This window comes from Citrobacter freundii complex sp. 2024EL-00216, from assembly GCF_043945515.1.
Lineage (GTDB): Bacteria > Pseudomonadota > Gammaproteobacteria > Enterobacterales > Enterobacteriaceae > Citrobacter > Citrobacter portucalensis.
Map to the genome: position 1 here is coordinate 112,337 of NZ_JBIMRA010000007.1, position 17,772 is coordinate 130,108.

General features: G+C 52.7%; 16 protein-coding genes. 7 read left to right on the top strand and 9 right to left on the bottom strand.

Annotated elements, in window-relative coordinates:
- Positions 1-2 precede the first annotated feature (2 nt).
- From sirB2 to hemA, 4 genes are read right to left on the bottom strand one after another with little or no spacing between them, the layout of a single operon-like run.
- Positions 3-395, bottom strand: coding sequence for an invasion regulator SirB2 (sirB2, locus tag ACHHZ7_RS11310; RefSeq protein WP_032943708.1), 393 nt, complete (start codon positions 393-395; stop codon positions 3-5).
- Positions 392-1,225, bottom strand: coding sequence for a peptide chain release factor N(5)-glutamine methyltransferase (gene prmC / locus ACHHZ7_RS11315; RefSeq protein ID WP_057066746.1), 834 nt, complete (start codon positions 1,223-1,225; stop codon positions 392-394). Before prmC ends, sirB2 begins: the two co-directional genes overlap by 4 nt.
- Complete coding sequence (prfA, locus tag ACHHZ7_RS11320) at positions 1,225-2,307, bottom strand: peptide chain release factor 1 (RefSeq protein ID WP_003020786.1); 1,083 nt, start codon at positions 2,305-2,307, stop codon at positions 1,225-1,227. The genes prmC and prfA overlap by 1 nt, the downstream gene beginning before the upstream one ends.
- A 41-nt stretch (positions 2,308-2,348) precedes the next feature.
- Positions 2,349-3,605, bottom strand: coding sequence for a glutamyl-tRNA reductase (gene hemA, locus ACHHZ7_RS11325; RefSeq protein WP_060682113.1), 1,257 nt, complete (start codon positions 3,603-3,605; stop codon positions 2,349-2,351).
- Between the two features lie 211 nt (positions 3,606-3,816).
- Between hemA and lolB the strand changes: the two genes are divergently transcribed.
- The 4 genes from lolB to dauA all read left to right on the top strand — a co-directional run bounded on the left by lolB (position 3,817) and on the right by dauA (position 8,312).
- Positions 3,817-4,440: a lipoprotein insertase outer membrane protein LolB gene (gene lolB, locus ACHHZ7_RS11330; RefSeq protein ID WP_003833422.1), complete on the top strand. Its 624-nt coding sequence runs from the start codon at positions 3,817-3,819 to the stop codon at positions 4,438-4,440.
- Positions 4,437-5,288, top strand: a complete 852-nt coding sequence (gene ispE, locus ACHHZ7_RS11335; protein WP_032943712.1) for a 4-(cytidine 5'-diphospho)-2-C-methyl-D-erythritol kinase — start codon at positions 4,437-4,439, stop codon at positions 5,286-5,288. Before lolB ends, ispE begins: the two co-directional genes overlap by 4 nt.
- A 269-nt stretch (positions 5,289-5,557) precedes the next feature.
- On the top strand, positions 5,558-6,505 hold the full coding sequence (prs, locus tag ACHHZ7_RS11340; RefSeq protein ID WP_001518537.1) for a ribose-phosphate diphosphokinase: 948 nt from the start codon (positions 5,558-5,560) through the stop codon (positions 6,503-6,505).
- Between the two features lie 124 nt (positions 6,506-6,629).
- Positions 6,630-8,312 carry a C4-dicarboxylic acid transporter DauA gene (gene dauA / locus ACHHZ7_RS11345; RefSeq protein WP_008784981.1) on the top strand — a complete coding sequence of 561 codons (1,683 nt, stop codon included), beginning with the start codon at positions 6,630-6,632 and terminating at the stop codon, positions 8,310-8,312.
- Between the two features lie 97 nt (positions 8,313-8,409).
- Here dauA and ACHHZ7_RS11350 read toward each other — a convergent pair whose 3' ends face one another.
- Together ACHHZ7_RS11350 and ACHHZ7_RS11355 are read right to left on the bottom strand one after the other, a co-directional pair.
- The gene (locus tag ACHHZ7_RS11350; RefSeq protein WP_060682111.1) at positions 8,410-9,873 is read right to left on the bottom strand and encodes an aspartate aminotransferase family protein; all 1,464 of its coding nucleotides are present in this window, start codon (positions 9,871-9,873) and stop codon (positions 8,410-8,412) included.
- Positions 9,874-9,888: 15 nt separating this feature from the next.
- Entirely contained in the window at positions 9,889-11,274 is a 1,386-nt protein-coding gene (locus tag ACHHZ7_RS11355; RefSeq protein ID WP_008784983.1) for a diaminobutyrate--2-oxoglutarate transaminase, read from the bottom strand.
- Positions 11,275-11,882: 608 nt separating this feature from the next.
- On the opposite strand from ACHHZ7_RS11355, the gene lysC reads away from it, so the two are divergent.
- The gene (lysC, locus tag ACHHZ7_RS11360; RefSeq protein WP_060682110.1) at positions 11,883-13,244 is read left to right on the top strand and encodes a lysine-sensitive aspartokinase 3; all 1,362 of its coding nucleotides are present in this window, start codon (positions 11,883-11,885) and stop codon (positions 13,242-13,244) included.
- A 126-nt stretch (positions 13,245-13,370) separates the two neighbouring features.
- Here the strand turns inward: lysC and ychH are convergent, their stop codons facing one another.
- The gene (gene ychH, locus ACHHZ7_RS11365) at positions 13,371-13,652 is read right to left on the bottom strand and encodes a stress-induced protein YchH (protein WP_060682109.1); all 282 of its coding nucleotides are present in this window, start codon (positions 13,650-13,652) and stop codon (positions 13,371-13,373) included.
- 274 nt (positions 13,653-13,926) lie between these two features.
- On the opposite strand from ychH, the gene pth reads away from it, so the two are divergent.
- Both pth and ychF read left to right on the top strand, forming a co-directional pair.
- Entirely contained in the window at positions 13,927-14,511 is a 585-nt protein-coding gene (gene pth / locus ACHHZ7_RS11370) for an aminoacyl-tRNA hydrolase (RefSeq protein ID WP_003020814.1), read from the top strand.
- A 115-nt stretch (positions 14,512-14,626) separates the two neighbouring features.
- Complete coding sequence (gene ychF, locus ACHHZ7_RS11375) at positions 14,627-15,721, top strand: redox-regulated ATPase YchF (RefSeq protein WP_003020818.1); 1,095 nt, start codon at positions 14,627-14,629, stop codon at positions 15,719-15,721.
- Between the two features lie 171 nt (positions 15,722-15,892).
- Here the strand turns inward: ychF and ACHHZ7_RS11380 are convergent, their stop codons facing one another.
- Positions 15,893-16,159, bottom strand: a complete 267-nt coding sequence (locus ACHHZ7_RS11380; RefSeq protein WP_060682108.1) for a YkgJ family cysteine cluster protein — start codon at positions 16,157-16,159, stop codon at positions 15,893-15,895.
- Positions 16,156-17,727: a hypothetical protein gene (locus ACHHZ7_RS11385; RefSeq protein WP_060682107.1), complete on the bottom strand. Its 1,572-nt coding sequence runs from the start codon at positions 17,725-17,727 to the stop codon at positions 16,156-16,158. The genes ACHHZ7_RS11380 and ACHHZ7_RS11385 overlap by 4 nt, the downstream gene beginning before the upstream one ends.
- Positions 17,728-17,772 lie beyond the last annotated feature (45 nt).

Genomic DNA, 17,772 nt, shown 5'->3' on the forward strand with positions numbered 1-17,772 from the left:
GCTTACCCCAGTAACGGTATTTTTGTGGTGGCGAGTTTAATGATGATGTACAGCACCACCAGCGCCAGCGGAAAAGCGATTAATCGCGCCTGCTGACTGCGCGCCCGACGATAATCGAGCGCAATAAAACCCAAAACGATGTAAATGATAACCCCAAACAGCTTTTCAGTCAGCCATGTCCCGTGCTCAGTGAATGGCAGGATGTGCGCTTTAACCATTAACGCTACGCCGCTGAGTAATAAAACGGTATCGACAACCGGCGGCACGATGCGCGTCCAGCGCGCGCAGGCAAGGCGCGAGTCGGTGTAACGCCACCAAAATCGCAGCGTCAGCAAACCAACCGAAAGCGCAATGCTGATGAGATGGACGTTGAGTAACACACCGAAGGTACTCATGATGGGATGCGTCCAATCGTAATTCGCTCGTTGCCGCCATAGTCACGACAGGTTTCAACTGCCAGGTAACCCGCACGAGTAAAGGCATCACGGACGACCTCGCCCTGCTGCCAACCATGTTCCAGCAACAGATAGCCGCCGGGCGTTAACATGCGCTGAGACTGGTCGATGATATGCACGATATCCGCCAGCCCCTGATCGCCCGCCACCAACGCCGACAGCGGTTCAAAGCGAACGTCACCTTGCGCCAGGTGCGGATCCTGTTCGTCGATATACGGCGGATTGCTGACAATCATGTCAAACTGCTGTCCCTGCAATGCGCTGAACCAGTTACTTTGCAGCACGCAAACATTGTCGATGCCCAGTTGCTGCTTGTTGCGAATGGCCAGTGCCACGGCATCAGGCATGCGGTCTACAGCTGTCACTGCACAATCCGGACGCTCGGTTGCCAGCGCCAGCGCAATGGCACCCGTGCCGGTTCCCAAATCGAGAATACGACACGCTGAGGCCGGCAGGCGAGCCAGCGCCTGCTCCACCAGACACTCGGTATCCGGACGCGGAATAAGCGTGGCTGGAGACACAAACAGCGGCAACGACCAGAACTCACGCACGCCGGTTAAGTGCGCCACCGGCTCTCCCCGCTGACGCCGCTCCAGTAGCGTATCAAGCTGTTGACGCTGCGCCTCGGTTAACTCCGTTTCGCCGAAAGCCAGAATAAAGGTGCGCCCTTTGCCAGTAACGAACTCGAGTAAAATCTCGGCGTCACGGCGCGGACTTTCGCTTGCCTGTAATTGGCTAATCGCTTCACGCAGCCAGTGCTGATAATCCATTAATCCTGCTCGGACAACGCCGCCAGTTGGTCGGCCTGGTATTCCTGGACAATCGGCTCAATGAGCATATCCAGTTTGCCTTCCATCGCTTCATCCAGACGGTAGAGCGTCAGGTTAATGCGGTGATCGGTCACACGACCCTGCGGGAAGTTATAGGTACGGTTACGATCGCTGCGATCGCCACTGCCCAACAGGTTGCGACGCTCAGAGGCTTCCGCCTGTTGACGTCTTGCCACTTCGGCGGCACGAATTCGCGCCCCCAGCACCGACATCGCTTTGGCTTTGTTTTTATGCTGTGAACGTTCGTCCTGGCATTCTACTACGATACCGGTCGGTAAGTGGGTAATACGGATTGCGGAGTCGGTGGTGTTAACGTGCTGACCGCCCGCGCCCGATGAACGGAAGGTGTCAATACGCAGATCGGCCGGGTTGATGTCCGGCAGTTCGGCATCCGGCAGTTCCGGCATAACCGCGACCGTACAGGCCGAGGTATGAATACGCCCCTGCGATTCCGTCGCAGGTACGCGCTGCACGCGATGGCCGCCAGACTCAAACTTCAGTCGCCCGTAAACGCCTTCGCCGCTAATCTTGGCAATGACTTCTTTAAACCCGCCATGCTCGCCTTCGCTGGCGCTCATGATCTCAACCCGCCAGCGACGCGATTCAGCGTAACGGCTGTACATGCGGAACAGATCGCCGGCAAACAGCGCCGCTTCATCACCACCAGTTCCCGCGCGCACTTCGAGGAAGGCGTTACGTTCGTCATCGGGATCTTTAGGTAATAGCAGGACCTGCAGATGCTGTTCCAGCTGCTCACATTTCTCTTTTGCTTCGCGCAGTTCATCCTGCGCCATTTCACGCATTTCAGGATCGTCGAGCATCATCTGAGCCGTCTCGATATCTTCCTGAACCTGTTGCCAGTCCGTAAAACAGCGAGATACATCGCTTAATTGCGCATATTCGCGCGACAGCGCACGAAAGCGATCCTGGTCTGCGATAGTACCCGCATCACCGAGCAGCGCCTGAACTTCTTCATGGCGTTCATGCAGGGCTTCCAGTTTGGCAACGATAGAAGGCTTCATAGGCGTAAATGCACCCTGTAAAAAATAAGATTGGTGTGCTGCTACTCCAGCCCGAGGCTGTCGCGCAGAATATTCAGGCGTTCACTATCCCCGTCACGGGCGGCCTGTTGAAGTGATTTGGTTGGTGCATGAATCAGGCGATTGGTTAGTTTCCAGGCCAGATCCTGCATAATGGCTTGCGCATCACCGCCCTGTTGAAGAGCGGCCAACGCTTTGGCGGTCAGTTCATCACGGATCTGTTCTGACTGACTGCGATACTCGCGGATAGTGTCGCTTGCGCCCTGGGCGCGTAGCCAGGCCATAAACTCGCTGGCTTCCTGCTCCACTATCGTTTCGGCTTCCACCGCCGCCGCTTTGCGCTGGGCCAGGTTATGCGAAATGATGCTTTGCAGGTCATCAACGCTGTACAGATAGGCGTTAGACAATTTACCCACTTCCGGCTCGACATCGCGCGGTACGGCGATATCCACCAGCAACATAGGCTGATTGCGGCGGTTTTTAAGCGCACGTTCCACCATTCCTTTGCCGATAATCGGCAGCGGACTGGCGGTAGAACTGATAATGATATCGGCATCCTGTAAACGCGCGTCTATATCACTCAGTGAAATCACCTCGGCGCCGACTTCATCCGCCAGCACCTGCGCACGCTCGCGAGTGCGGTTGGCGATGATCATCTTCTTCACTTTGTGCTCGCGCAGATGTCGCGCAACCAGCTCAATGGTTTCGCCCGCACCGACTAACAGCACGGTTACCGTGGAGAGCGATTCAAATATCTGCCGCGCCAGGGTACAGGCGGCAAACGCCACCGACACGGCGCTGGCGCCGATGTCAGTTTCTGTACGTACACGTTTTGCGACAGAGAATGATTTCTGGAACATGCGTTCCAGCGCACTGGCGTTCAGGTGACCTTTTTGCGAATCCGCAAACGCTTTTTTCACCTGCCCCAGAATTTGCGGTTCACCGAGCACCAGTGAATCCAGACCGCTGGCAACACGCATCAAATGACTGACCGCGTCGTTGTCCTGGTGCCAGTACAAGCTGTTGCGCAGATCTTCTTCATTGAGGTTATGGTATTCACACAGCCAGCGAACCAGCGTTTCTTGCAGGTTATCCTGCTCTTCAACGCTGAGATACAGCTCCGTGCGGTTACACGTCGACAGCACTACCCCGCCCTGCACCATTGGCTGCGCGAGCAGGCTGTCCAGCGCCTGATCGAGCGTATCCGGCGAAAACGTTACGCGTTCTCGCAGCGATACAGGTGCCGTTTTATGGTTAATACCAAGCGCTAAAAGGGTCATGTGTGCGGGAATAGTACCAGCGTTGATAAGGTTAGACTGGGTGCATCATACAGGATGCGTGCGGTCAATAAAAGAGACTGACCCCTTTTGGAGTAATAGCTTAGTGCACAAATTTAAGCGATTTAAGATAACTTGAACGTAGACGATGTCTGATGGCGGCGCTAGCATTAAGAGTTATAACTGCAACGTATCTCAAGGATTTGTCATCATTATGACCCTGCCTGATTTTCGCCTGATTCGCCTGCTGCCGCTGGCGGCCCTGGTTCTTACTGCCTGTACGCTCAACGCGCCTAAAGGTCCCGGTAAAAGCCCCGATTCTCCGCAGTGGCGCCAGCACCAACAGGAAGTTCGCGCCCTGAACCAGTATCAGACGCGTGGTGCGTTTGCCTATATTTCCGATCAACAGAAAGTGTATGCCCGATTTTTCTGGCAGCAAACCGGTCAGGACCGCTATCGTCTCCTGCTGACCAACCCACTGGGCAGCACTGAACTGGAACTTAATGCGCAGCCTGGCAACGTCGAACTGGTCGATAACAAAGGCAAACATTACACCGCCGACGACGCTGAAGAGATGATCGGCAAACTGACCGGCATGCCTATCCCATTAAACAGCCTGCGCCAGTGGATCCTTGGCCTGCCAGGTGACGCCACCGATTATAAGCTCGACGACCAATATCGTCTGAGTGAAGTGAACTACAGCAAAGACGGTAAAAACTGGAAAGTGGTCTATAGCGCCTACGACAGCAAAACCCAGCCAGCGATGCCAGCAAACATGGAGCTGTCCGACGGCTCCCAGCGTATTAAGCTGAAAATGGATAACTGGATTGTGAAATGATGACCCATTGGCCCTCTCCGGCAAAACTGAATTTGTTTTTATACATCACCGGACAGCGTGCGGACGGTTACCACACGCTGCAGACCTTATTTCAGTTTCTTGATTATGGCGACACGATAGATATTGCACCGCGTAGCGACGGCGAAATTCACCTGTTAACCCCAGTGGAAGGCGTTGCGCATGAAGACAATCTGATCGTCCGTGCGGCACGTTTGCTGATGAAAGCGGCATCTGAAAGCAATCGCCTTCCCAAAGGGAGCGGTGCGGACATCAGTATCGACAAACGCCTGCCGATGGGCGGCGGTCTTGGCGGAGGTTCGTCTAATGCGGCAACCGTTCTGGTGGCGCTGAATCATCTCTGGCAGTGCGGACTTTCGGTTGATGAACTGGCGGCACTCGGCTTAACGCTGGGGGCGGATGTTCCCGTATTCGTGCGCGGCCATGCGGCCTTTGCCGAAGGCGTTGGCGAAATTCTGACGCCGGTCGAGCCTGAGGAAAAGTGGTATCTGGTTGCTCATCCGGGAGTCAGTATTCCGACACCGGTGATTTTTAACGATCCCGACCTCCCGCGCAACACGCCAAAAAGGTCAATAAAAACGTTACTAAAATGTGAATTCGGCAATGATTGCGAGGTTATCGCAAGAAAACGTTTTCGCGAGGTTGATGCGGCGCTTTCCTGGCTGTTAGAATACGCGCCGTCGCGCCTGACTGGTACAGGGGCTTGTGTCTTTGCTGAATTTGACACTGAGTCTCGTGCTCGCCAGGTGCTTGAGCAAGCCCCGGAATGGCTCAAAGGCTTTGTGGCGAAAGGCGTCAACCTCTCCCCATTGCACAGAGCGTTACTCTAAATCCTTCGGATTTCAGGAAGATGGCGAAATGACGAATCGCCAGGTGCATACAACTTCAGTATGTAACTGGTGTGAGGAATTGATGCCAGCGCAAATGAAACGCGAAGGACAACGAGTAAGCCGGGCAAGCTGAGTTGCGGTGACAACGTCACCCTGTTCCAGACGTTGCATCGCGCTCTTTAATACACCGCATGGAGAGGATACTGCCTGGCCCGCACAGTTTTCGGCAGATTCTTTCCACCAATGGACGCATGCCTGAGGTTCTTCTCGTGCCTGATATGAAGCTTTTTGCTGGTAACGCCACCCCGGAACTAGCACAACGTATTGCCAACCGCCTGTACACTTCACTCGGCGACGCCGCTGTAGGTCGCTTTAGCGACGGCGAAGTCAGCGTACAAATTAATGAAAATGTACGCGGTGGTGATATTTTCATCATCCAGTCCACTTGTGCCCCTACTAACGACAACCTGATGGAATTGGTCGTTATGGTTGATGCGCTGCGCCGTGCTTCCGCAGGCCGTATCACCGCCGTTATTCCTTACTTCGGCTATGCACGTCAGGATCGTCGCGTACGTTCCGCTCGTGTACCGATTACCGCTAAAGTCGTCGCTGATTTCCTGTCCAGCGTTGGCGTTGACCGCGTCCTCACCGTTGACCTGCATGCTGAACAGATCCAGGGCTTCTTTGACGTACCGGTTGATAACGTATTCGGTAGCCCGATCCTGTTAGAAGACATGCTGCAGCTGAACCTGGACAACCCGATTGTGGTTTCTCCGGATATCGGTGGCGTCGTGCGTGCCCGCGCTATCGCTAAACTGCTGAACGATACCGACATGGCTATCATCGACAAACGTCGCCCTCGTGCGAACGTTTCTCAGGTGATGCACATTATTGGTGACGTTGCAGGTCGTGACTGTGTTCTGGTTGATGACATGATCGATACCGGCGGTACGCTGTGCAAAGCAGCAGAAGCACTGAAAGAACGTGGTGCTAAACGCGTATTTGCTTACGCCACTCACCCGATCTTCTCAGGTAATGCGGCAAACAACCTGCGCAACTCAGTGATTGATGAAGTCGTTGTCTGTGACACTATCCCACTGACTGACGAAATCAAAGCGCTGCCAAACGTGCGTACATTGACCCTGTCGGGTATGCTGGCCGAAGCGATTCGTCGTATCAGCAACGAAGAATCCATCTCTGCTATGTTCGAGCATTAATCGAGCCCGGCTCAAAAACCCGCTGCGGCGGGTTTTTTTATCTGCAATACTTATTTGTATGACTTATGCCTCCTTCACCTGCCATTTAGTTGACAGATGATGCGCTCATGGATGAAACATTATTGTGAACAGATTATTTTCCTCACATGTGATGCCTTTCCGCGCCCTCATCGACGCTTGTTGGAAAGAAAAATATACCGCTTCTCGCTTTACCCGTGACCTGATCGCCGGGATAACCGTTGGGATCATCGCCATTCCGCTGGCAATGGCCCTGGCAATAGGCAGTGGCGTTGCGCCGCAGTACGGCCTGTATACTTCAGCCGTCGCTGGGATTGTTATCGCCCTTACCGGGGGATCGCGCTTTAGCGTATCTGGCCCAACCGCCGCCTTCGTGGTGATTCTGTATCCGGTGTCGCAACAGTTTGGGCTGGCAGGCCTGCTGGTTGCCACGCTCATGTCCGGGATATTCCTGATCCTTTTCGGCCTCGCTCGTTTTGGCCGCCTGATTGAATATATCCCCGTGTCGGTAACGTTAGGTTTTACATCGGGTATTGGTATCACCATCGGTACCATGCAGATTAAAGATTTTCTTGGCCTGCAGATGGCCCATGTCCCGGAGCACTATCTGCAGAAGGTCGGCGCGCTATTTATGGCCTTGCCGACCATCAACGTTGGCGATGCCGCCATTGGCGTAGTGACGCTGGGGATCCTGATTTTCTGGCCGCGCCTGGGGATCCGACTGCCAGGTCACCTTCCCGCACTGCTGGCAGGCTGCGCGGTAATGGGTATCGTGAACCTGACCGGCGGCCATGTCGCCACCATTGGTTCTCAGTTCCACTACATTCTGGCTGACGGCTCACAGGGTAATGGTATCCCGCAGTTGCTGCCGCAGCTGGTCCTGCCGTGGAATATGCCGGAGTCAAACTTTACCCTGAGCTGGAGCTCGTTACAGGCGCTGTTACCGGCAGCCTTCTCGATGGCGATGCTGGGGGCAATTGAATCTCTGCTGTGCGCCGTCGTACTCGATGGGATGACCGGCACCAAGCATAAAGCTAACAGCGAGTTGATTGGCCAGGGGCTGGGTAACATCGTGGCACCGTTCTTTGGCGGTATCACCGCCACAGCGGCAATTGCCCGCTCTGCGGCAAACGTCCGCGCCGGGGCGACCTCGCCAATCTCTGCGGTTATCCACGCGATTCTGGTGATCCTTGCCCTGCTGGTACTTGCACCGCTGCTTTCCTGGTTACCGCTTTCCGCCATGGCCGCCCTGCTACTGATGGTGGCATGGAACATGAGTGAAGCGCATAAAGTCGTGGATTTGCTGCGCCATGCACCGAAAGACGACATCATTGTCATGCTGATGTGTATGTCGCTGACGGTACTGTTCGACATGGTTATTGCCATCAGCGTCGGTATCGTTCTCGCCTCTCTGCTGTTTATGCGTCGTATTGCGCGCATGACTCGCCTGGCGCCGGTCAACGTAGACGTACCGGACGATGTGCTGGTGCTGCGCGTTATTGGTCCGCTGTTCTTTGCCGCGGCGGAAGGATTATTTACCGATCTTGAGTCGCGTATTGAAGGTAAACGCATCGTAGTCTTGAAGTGGGACGCGGTCCCGGTACTGGATGCCGGTGGTCTGGACGCTTTCCAGCGCTTTGTAAAACGTCTGCCGGAAGGTTGTGAATTACGCATCAGTAATCTGGAATTCCAGCCGCTACGTACCATGGCGCGCGCGGGTATTCAGCCTATTGCCGGGCGCCTGACGTTCTTCCCGAATAAAGATGCTGCGCTAGCAGATATCCGCTAACGTGTAGCCCGGCCAGGCTAAACGCCGCCGGATTGCAAATGACAGACAAAAAAATGGCTCCCTTACCTGGGAGCCATTTTTATAACAAGCTTATTGCTTACGCGTTCAACAGTTGCTCAGCCGTTGCCTTCACGCTTGCCAGCAGGACTTTAACATCCTCCAGACATACCGTCGGATTGAGCAGCGTTAGCTTCAGGCAGGTGACACCATCTGCTTCGGTCACGCCGACGTTGGCGCTACCAGAAGCCAGCAGAACGTCACCAATACGCTGGTTCAGCAGCGCGACAAACGCCATGTCGTCACTTTGCGGGCGGAAGCGGAACAGCACACTTGCCAGCTGCGGCTCCATCACCAGTTCAAGATGTGGCTGGGTTTTGACAAACTCAGCAACATCACGCGCCAGCGTCACACCGTTATCAATGATCTCGGCATACTGCTTTTTGCCCAGCGCTTCGAGGCCCATCCACAGCTTCAGCGCATCGAAACGACGCGTGGTCTGCAGCGACTTCGATACCAGGTTTGGTACGCCAGCCTCTTCATCGAAATCAGAGTTCAGGTACGCCGCCTGGTAACGCATCAGCTCGTAGTGGCGCGCATCTTTTAACAGGAACGCACCGCAGCTGATAGTCTGGAAGAACTGCTTGTGGAAATCCAGCGTCACGGAATCTGCCAGTTCAAGGCCGTTCAGGAAGTCACGGTACTTATCAGAAAGAAGTAACGCCCCGCCCCATGCCGCATCCACGTGCATCCAAATCTGATGTTCTGCAGCCAGCGCTGCAATATCCGCTAACGGATCGATTGCGCCCGCATCGGTAGTACCGGCAGTGGCGACGATTGCCATCACCTGCTCACCGTTGGCTTTCGCCTGGGCCAGCTTGTCTTTCAGATCAGCCAGATCCATGCGTGAAAACGCATCGGTCTTCACCTGGGTGACGGAACGGTAGCCCAGCCCCATCAGCGCCATGTTCTTCTGCACGGAGAAGTGCGCGCTTTCAGAGCAGAACACTTTGATTTTACTCAGATCACCGGTCAGACCATCCTGCTGAATGGAGTGCCCCTGGCGAGCGAAAAAAGCATCACGCGCCAGCATCAGGCCCATCAGGTTACTCTGCGTACCGCCGCTGGTGAATACGCCCGCATCGCCTGTCGGGTATCCAACCTGCTCACGCAACCACTCGATCAGCTTGATCTCAATGATGGTGGCCGACGGGCTCTGGTCCCAGGAGTCCATACTCTGGTTGGTGGCGTTGATCAGCACTTCCGCCGCCTGGCTAATCACCAGGCTCGGGCAGTGCAGATGCGCCACGCACTGCGCATGGTGAACCAACAAGCTGTCTTTGAGAAAGTATTCAACCGCACGCTCAATAGCGGCCTGGTTGCCCAGGCCCTGAGACGTAAAATTCAGGTTGATACGTTCACGCAGTTGCTCAACGGTTTTACCCTGATACATCTCAGGCTGCTTTAACCATTCAACGACCGCTTGCGTACTCTGCTCGATAGCGTCCTGATAAGCTGCAATGCTTTGCGCCGAGCCGGACAGAATCGGGTTTACGTCTGACATTCGATCCAACTCCGTTTAAACCGGCTTCACGCCAGCGCCCAGCAGGGCGTTTTCGAATTTATCGAGGAAGATTTCCAGCTCAGCGTTGGTGATCAGCAGTGACGGCAACAGGCGCAGCACGCAACCATTGCGGCCACCACGCTCCAGAATCAGCCCATTTTCGAAGCATTTTTTCTGCAGCAACGCGGACAGCTCGCCATCGGCCGGGTAGCAGCCCATGTGATCCTGCGCTTCGTTCGGCTTCACGATTTCCAGGCCGATCATCAGACCCAGACCGCGCACCTGGCCGATAACCGGGTAGCGTTTCTGCAGGTCAGCCAGTTTGCCTTTCAGCCACTCGCCTTGGGCAGCAACTTTATCGGCAATCTTGTCGTCTTTGAGGATCTTCAGCGTTGTCAGACCGGTCGCCATCGCCAACTGGTTGCCGCGGAAAGTACCAGTGTGGTGGCCCGGAGCCCACGCATCGAACTGCTTTTTAATGCCCAGCACCGCCAGTGGCAGACCGCCGCCAACCGCTTTGGACATCACGATGATATCTGGCTCAATACCGGCGTGTTCGAAGGCGAACAGTTTACCGGTACGTGCAAAGCCCGCCTGAACTTCATCGATGATCAGCAGAATGCCGTGTTCCTGCGTCACTTTACGAATGCGTTGCAGCCACTCGACCGGAGCCGGATTCACGCCACCTTCACCCTGCACCGCTTCAAGGATCACGGCAGCCGGTTTACGCACGCCGCTTTCAACGTCGTTGATCAGGTTTTCGAAGTAGTAGGTTAATGCTTTAACGCCAGCGTCGCCGCCGATACCCAGCGGACAACGGTATTGATGCGGATACGGCATAAACTGCACTTCCGCCATCATGTTGCTGACCGCTTCTTTCGGCGACAGGTTGCCGGTCACGGACAGCGCGCCGTGGGTCATCCCGTGGTAGCCACCGGAGAAACTGATGATGCTGGAACGGCCGGTGACTTTCTTCGCCAGCTTCAGCGCCGCTTCAACAGCATCTGCGCCGGACGGACCGGTGAACTGCAGGCAATATTCTTTGCCCTGACCCGGTAATAAAGAAAGTAAATAAGATGAGAATTCATCTTTTAACGGCGTGGTAAGGTCAAGCGTATGTAACGGTAAGCCGCTTGTGATGACACTTTGAATGCTCTGCAGCACTTCAGGATGGTTATGACCAAGCGCCAGGGTTCCGGCACCTGCCAGGCAATCAAGATATTGATTATTTTCTACATCAGTAATCCAGACGCCCTGCGCTTTAGCGATCGCTAATGGCAGTTTACGTGGATAGCTGCGGACATTAGATTCAAACTCAGCCTGTCTTGCTAAAAAGGTATCATTGCTCTGTGGTAATGAATTAGCACTTAAAGTATCAATACGGACTTTATCCGTCATCATATCACTCCTACAACCAGGTGTAGATTAACGCCTGATTGAATAAATGGTTATAAGGATTACCTGTAAAAAAGCGCGGCTAATATATGTTGTTTTAGCTTAGGACTCAATCATTTATTTTTCGGCATTGAAAATAACAACTTTCCCCTTTAAATTCAAAGCGTAATAACTATTTACCATTACTAAATCCTAAAGAAATATATCTATTTAATTAACAATGTTGTAGCTAATTGCAACGCAGACAATCTAATAAAAACCATGGAATTTTCGTGTTTTTATTATTTTTTTACACGTTTTTACCATTAATGATGCTCGCGATATCTTGTGATGCCATGATTTTTCACTTATTTGTCGATAAATCGAATAAAAAAGTCGATCCCTAAATATAAATCACTTAGTATGGCGCGCTTATTTGCAGGCTATGTAGATAAAATTAATGCGCAGCACCCGATAACGCGTACAGGCGACACGCGTTATCGACAACAGGTATTCCCTGGGTTGTCAGCAGAAATGTTCGCGGGCGGACATTTCGTAAGGCGAACTTCGTTCCCTTATGCCGAGAATGAAAATTTTCTAGCCATACTTTTATGGCGCCCTGATATGAGATTGTTATGACTCGCATTTATCCACCATCCGTCGTTGCCAAATTTGGCGGCACCAGCGTCGCTGATTTTGATGCGATGAACCGCAGCGCCAGCATTGTCCTTGCTGATCAAGATGTCCGTTTAGTCGTTTTGTCTGCTTCAGCAGGCGTGACAAACTTACTGGTTGAGCTTTCTGAAGGTCTGGAAACACATCAACAATTAGATAAGATTGAGACTTTACGCGCCATCCAATACAACATTATTTCCCGCCTGAAGCAGCCGTCCGTTATCAGCACGGAAATTGATAATCTTCTAAACAATATACGTCGACTTGCACAAACGGCGATGGTTTCGCCGTCTGATGCGTTAAGCGATGAGTTAGTCAGCCATGGCGAGCTGATGTCCTCGCTACTGTTTACTGAAGTCTTACGTGAACGGCATGCCGAGGCCGGGTGGTTTGACGCCCGCAGCGTGATGCGTACTAACTCGAACTTCGGCTGCGCCGAACCCGAGCTTGGCACACTGCACCACCAGGCGGAGACTCACCTGCGCCCTCGTCTTGAGCAAGCGATTATGGTGACTCAGGGATTTATCGGGCGTGATGCCGCAGGACACACCACAACGCTTGGACGCGGCGGTAGTGATTACACGGCTACGCTTCTCGGTGAGGCGCTTCACGCCACACGCGTTGACATCTGGACCGACGTTGCAGGGATCTACACCACCGACCCACGCATTGCGCCGCGGGCCAAACGAATCGACCATATCTCATTTTCCGAGGCCAGCGATATGGCCGCCTACGGTGCGAAGGTCCTCCACCCGGCGACACTGCTCCCGGCAATGCGTAAAAGCATTCCGGTCTTTGTTGGCTCAAGTAAGGATACTGCCGCCGGAGGTACGCTGGTGCACAACACCACCGATAATCCACCTCGCTATCGCGCGCTCGCCGTGCGTCGTAAACAGACGCTGTTGCGGTTACACAGTCTGGAGAAGCAACCTTCCTGTTCTTTCCTGGCGCAGTCCTTCGCCATTTTAGCTCGCCATGCGGTCACGGTGGATTTGGTTACAACCTCAGAGAATAGTATTGCGCTTGCGCTGGACGCCACTCATGCAACCTCAGGTGAAGACCATGTGTTGACCACCGCATTGTTTACCGCCTTGTCCTCCCACTGTCGTGTGGAAGTGGAAACCGGGCTGGCGCTGGTCACTTTGGTGGGGAATCAACTCACACAGGCTGCGGGAGTTTGCAAAGACGTTTTTGCCTGGCTTGAAGAACATACGGTACGAATGATTTGCCATGGGGCGTCAAACGACAACCTGAGTATCCTGTTGCCGGCTGACAATGCAGACAGCGCGATCAAAGCGTTACATTATCGATTATTCGAATAACGCTTCTTTGTAGTATGCCATCAAGGGTAGAAGTCGTTTAATCCAGTACTGACGAACAAGCAGAGCCCTGGTTTTTAAACCAGGACTTTGTGTTCAAACAACTGCACTCCGAGTTGGGAGAGCTATTTAGTAATGCCGATGATTGGTATCACCGCGACGGCAGCGTTTGTCATAGTGGCGCACCCACCAGTAACGATCGCTGATTTGTTCGTGCCCCCCCACTCTGGCACCCGCCAACCAGAGGACACCACCAACAAAAATACTGAGCACGGCACCATGTGCGAAAAACTGTGGCAGATTAAATTGCGGCAGTTGGTTTAAAATAGAGTAACCAACACCACCCACCATCACCACCAACCCTAAAGCCATGAGCACGTTACCGAGTAACGAAGCGTTTTTGCGTTTCATGTGTCACCTCCGGAACTTTGGGTTGTTACAGGGAATACCCCTAATCCTTATGTGTAAAGTATAGACAACACTGCCGTTCGCAAGTGCGGGAGCGATCACAATTACAAACACTCATGCAACAAAACTTTACAAATAAGCCACTGAACACACTCATTTTCTAATAGTCCATTTGTGCAATTATTCAGCTTTTGGCGATAAGCACGCAGTTTTTTGTCAACAGCAGCGTCAGACAGTAAACTACACGTCGTTTATCGAAACACTCAGGACAAAACACGTGGCGATTAAATTGATTGTCGGCCTGGCGAACCCCGGCGCAGAGTATGCGGCAACGCGACACAATGCAGGCGCATGGTATGTCGATCTGCTGGCAGAAAGATTACGCGCTCCCCTGCGCGATGAGCCGAAATTCTTCGGCTACACCTCCAGAGTTACGCTTGAAGGTGAAGACGTCCGTCTGCTGGTGCCAACCACATTTATGAATCTGAGCGGCAAGGCTGTCGGTGCGATGGCCAGTTTTTATCGTATTAACCCCGATGAAATTTTGGTCGCACACGATGAGTTAGACCTGCCCCCTGGCGTGGCCAAATTTAAGCTTGGCGGCGGTCATGGCGGACATAATGGCCTGAAAGACATCATTAGTAAGTTAGGTAATAACCCCAACTTTCATCGTTTACGCGTTGGAATTGGCCATCCGGGCGATAAAAACAAAGTTGTCGGATTTGTTTTAGGCAAACCGCCTGTTTCAGAACAGAAGTTAATTGATGAAGCAATTGACGAAGCGGCACGTTGTACCGAGATTTTGTTCAAAGACGGCCTGACCAAAGCGACGAGCCGGTTACACACCTTTAAAGCGCAATAAGCAGCGATGTGCGGCATTTTTCTCGCGTGCTGTGTATAATAGGCAAAGTTATTTACATTTCTACAATCTGTTTTCCATAACAGGTTGAATATCAAAAGATTAAGGTGATTTAAACATGGGATTCAAATGCGGTATCGTCGGTTTGCCAAACGTAGGCAAATCCACCCTGTTCAACGCGCTCACAAAAGCGGGTATTGAAGCGGCAAACTTCCCGTTCTGTACTATCGAGCCGAACACCGGTGTTGTCCCGATGCCCGATCCGCGTCTGGATCAGCTGGCCGAAATCGTCAAACCGCAGCGTATCCTGCCAACAACGATGGAATTCGTCGACATTGCCGGTCTGGTAAAAGGGGCGTCCAAAGGTGAAGGCCTGGGTAACCAGTTCCTGACCAACATCCGTGAAACCGAAGCTATCGGCCACGTGGTGCGTTGCTTTGAAAACGACAACATCATCCACGTTAATAACAAAGTGGATCCGGCTGACGACATTGAAGTTATCAATACCGAGTTGGCGTTGTCCGACCTCGACACCTGTGAGCGCGCTATCCATCGCGTGCAGAAGAAGGCCAAAGGCGGCGACAAAGACGCTAAAGCAGAACTGGCTGCGCTGGAAAAATGCCTGCCACAGCTGGAAAACGCTGGCATGCTGCGCGCGCTGAAAACGCTGACTGACGAAGACAAAGCGGCCATCAAATACCTGAGCTTCCTGACGCTGAAGCCAACAATGTACATCGCCAACGTCAACGAAGACGGTTTTGAAAATAACCCGTACCTCGATAAAGTGCGCGAAATCGCGGCTGCCGAAGGTTCTGTTGTGGTTGCCGTTTGCGCAGCCGTTGAAGCTGACATCGCAGAACTCGATGATGCTGACCGTGAAGAATTCATGGCTGAAATGGGTCTGGAAGAGCCGGGCCTGAACCGCGTTATCCGTGCTGGCTACGAATTGCTGAACCTGCAGACCTACTTCACTGCTGGCGTGAAAGAAGTCCGTGCATGGACCATTCCTGTCGGTGCCACGGCTCCGCAGGCAGCCGGTAAAATCCATACCGACTTCGAGAAAGGCTTTATCCGCGCACAAACCATCGCGTTTGAAGATTTCATCACCTATAAAGGTGAGCAAGGTGCGAAAGAAGCTGGGAAAATGCGTGCCGAAGGTAAGGACTATATCGTCAAAGATGGCGATATCATGAACTTCCTGTTCAACGTCTAAATAAAATGTGTTGTCTCATGAGGTTGCAACGAATCTCATGAAAATGAAAAAACCTATAAAATCCACGCAATTGCGTGGATTTTTGTTTTCACAGCATCTCAACTCATCTCGTCACAGCACCGTCAAAAATGAGTACATATTGACGCTGACCCCTTCGTGAAGCATACCGCCCTACAGTTTCTCCAGAATTAAACACGCTTCACGATTAAGCGTAATAAACTCCTGCCAGCTATATTGCTGTTGGTAGTTAAGCTGATACTGCTTTTCTACCTGGCAAATAAGCGGACGTATTTCATAAATCGCGCACAGCTTTGTCTCCATCTGATAGTGACGACAAATGCCGTCACCGCGATCAAGAAATTGCGTTTCACTGGCGCGATCGACGTGGCGACAACAAGCGCCACACTGGTTACAGGGAAACGCGGGCGTTAGCGTCATAGCTTACTTAACCAGCTACGCACAGAGCGGGTATTCCCTGCTTCAAACGGTAGCGCAATATTTCGGCGCTCAACCTCTGCTCGCAGCAACAAACCACGCTCAATTTCACTGTTCACCGCGTTAAGATGCAGCGAGAAACGCGATAGCGCTGACGTATCAATAGCAAACTCTAACGCAGAAAGCTCCAGTAGATAACGATCGAGTTCAGCATTCACCTGCTGATAATATTCTAGTGCTTTCTGATACTTATCTTTAAACGTATCCAGAAACGCCCAGACCTTTTTCATCAATGCGCTGTGTTCCAGGAAGTAGTTCATTACCAGCGTCAGAATACCTGTCGCCAGCGCACCGCAGAAAGCGGCCAGTTCCGGACCAAAAGGAAAGACGAGCATCTTGGCTAAAGCTTCGTTAACCACCACACCAGCAGCCACGGCTACACCCGCAGCCACCAGCTTGCTCACCGCTTTAGCGAGCTGCCCCGGCGCTAACCCCTCAGGGTTAAAGACCATAACTTTAAAAGCCTGTACCAAATTGTTCCACATCTCACGAATCAGGCGCACCATCATCTTCTTAGTCGTAAAGAAGATATTGAAGAGCGTCGTCGTAATGCTGGAGAGCACGCCACCGATTGCACCGTCTTTAAAGGACGTCAGGAAAGTGCTGAATTTACCCTGCACTCGCTGCCAGACTGCGCGTAATGCCTCCGCCGCATCTTGCAGGAAGTCTCCGGCATCGAATGAATGACGATGCTTCTCAAACATCACGGGAATACGCTCGCGGAACTCAAACCAGGTCTCTGCCAGAATCAGTCCCAACATCTGCCGCGTTCCCATGCGAAACGCATTGTTCATTGTGGCGGTGGCGACATTCTTCGCAAACTTACTGCTGGTATAATATTCCTGATTGATCGTACTGTTGTATTTTGCCCGCGCCTTTTTGTCGGCCTCTTTCATCCGTTCAAAATCGGCGGCGGCTTTATTTTCCAGCTTATTCAGCTGTTTTTGCTCTTGCTCGGAAAGCGTTGGTTGGCTGCGTAAACGGGCAATTTCCTGCGTGGTCACAGCATGCTGTTCTTGTAGCGTTTGCACGAAGGCATCCATCGTTTTCGCCTTCTTCGCCTTATTCAGCGACTCATTCGTGAAGGTCAGATTTGATGAATCATTAGCCAGATCGGCACCATCGCATTCGGCAAGGATACGCCCAGGATCGTTGTGAATTTCATGGGCGGCAATAATATGGTCGAGGTTCTTTTTATCATTAGCCGCAAATTTCTCACCGGTGTAGGTATCGGTCAACGTACCGGCCTCGTGCGCCTTTTTTCCCGCCCGGTTGGTGGCAATGTAGTTTTCGTGGCTATGGTAATGATGAGAATCATACCCTTCACGTTGCTCGTACCGTTGACGCTCGGCATCGGTGGCATACACTCCCTCGCGAGCGTTATGAATGGTATTCACATCGCCGCCGTGTTTATCCTCCAGCAAGAGAAAATCCAACCCAAAAGAGGTGGTCAGACTCTTAACCACCGTCTGATGTAACTCTTCACCCCAGTCAAACCTGGCTGTGTTCATTGTGCTCGCCCATAGCAATGCCGGGCAGATTCGCCCGGCGCGTCG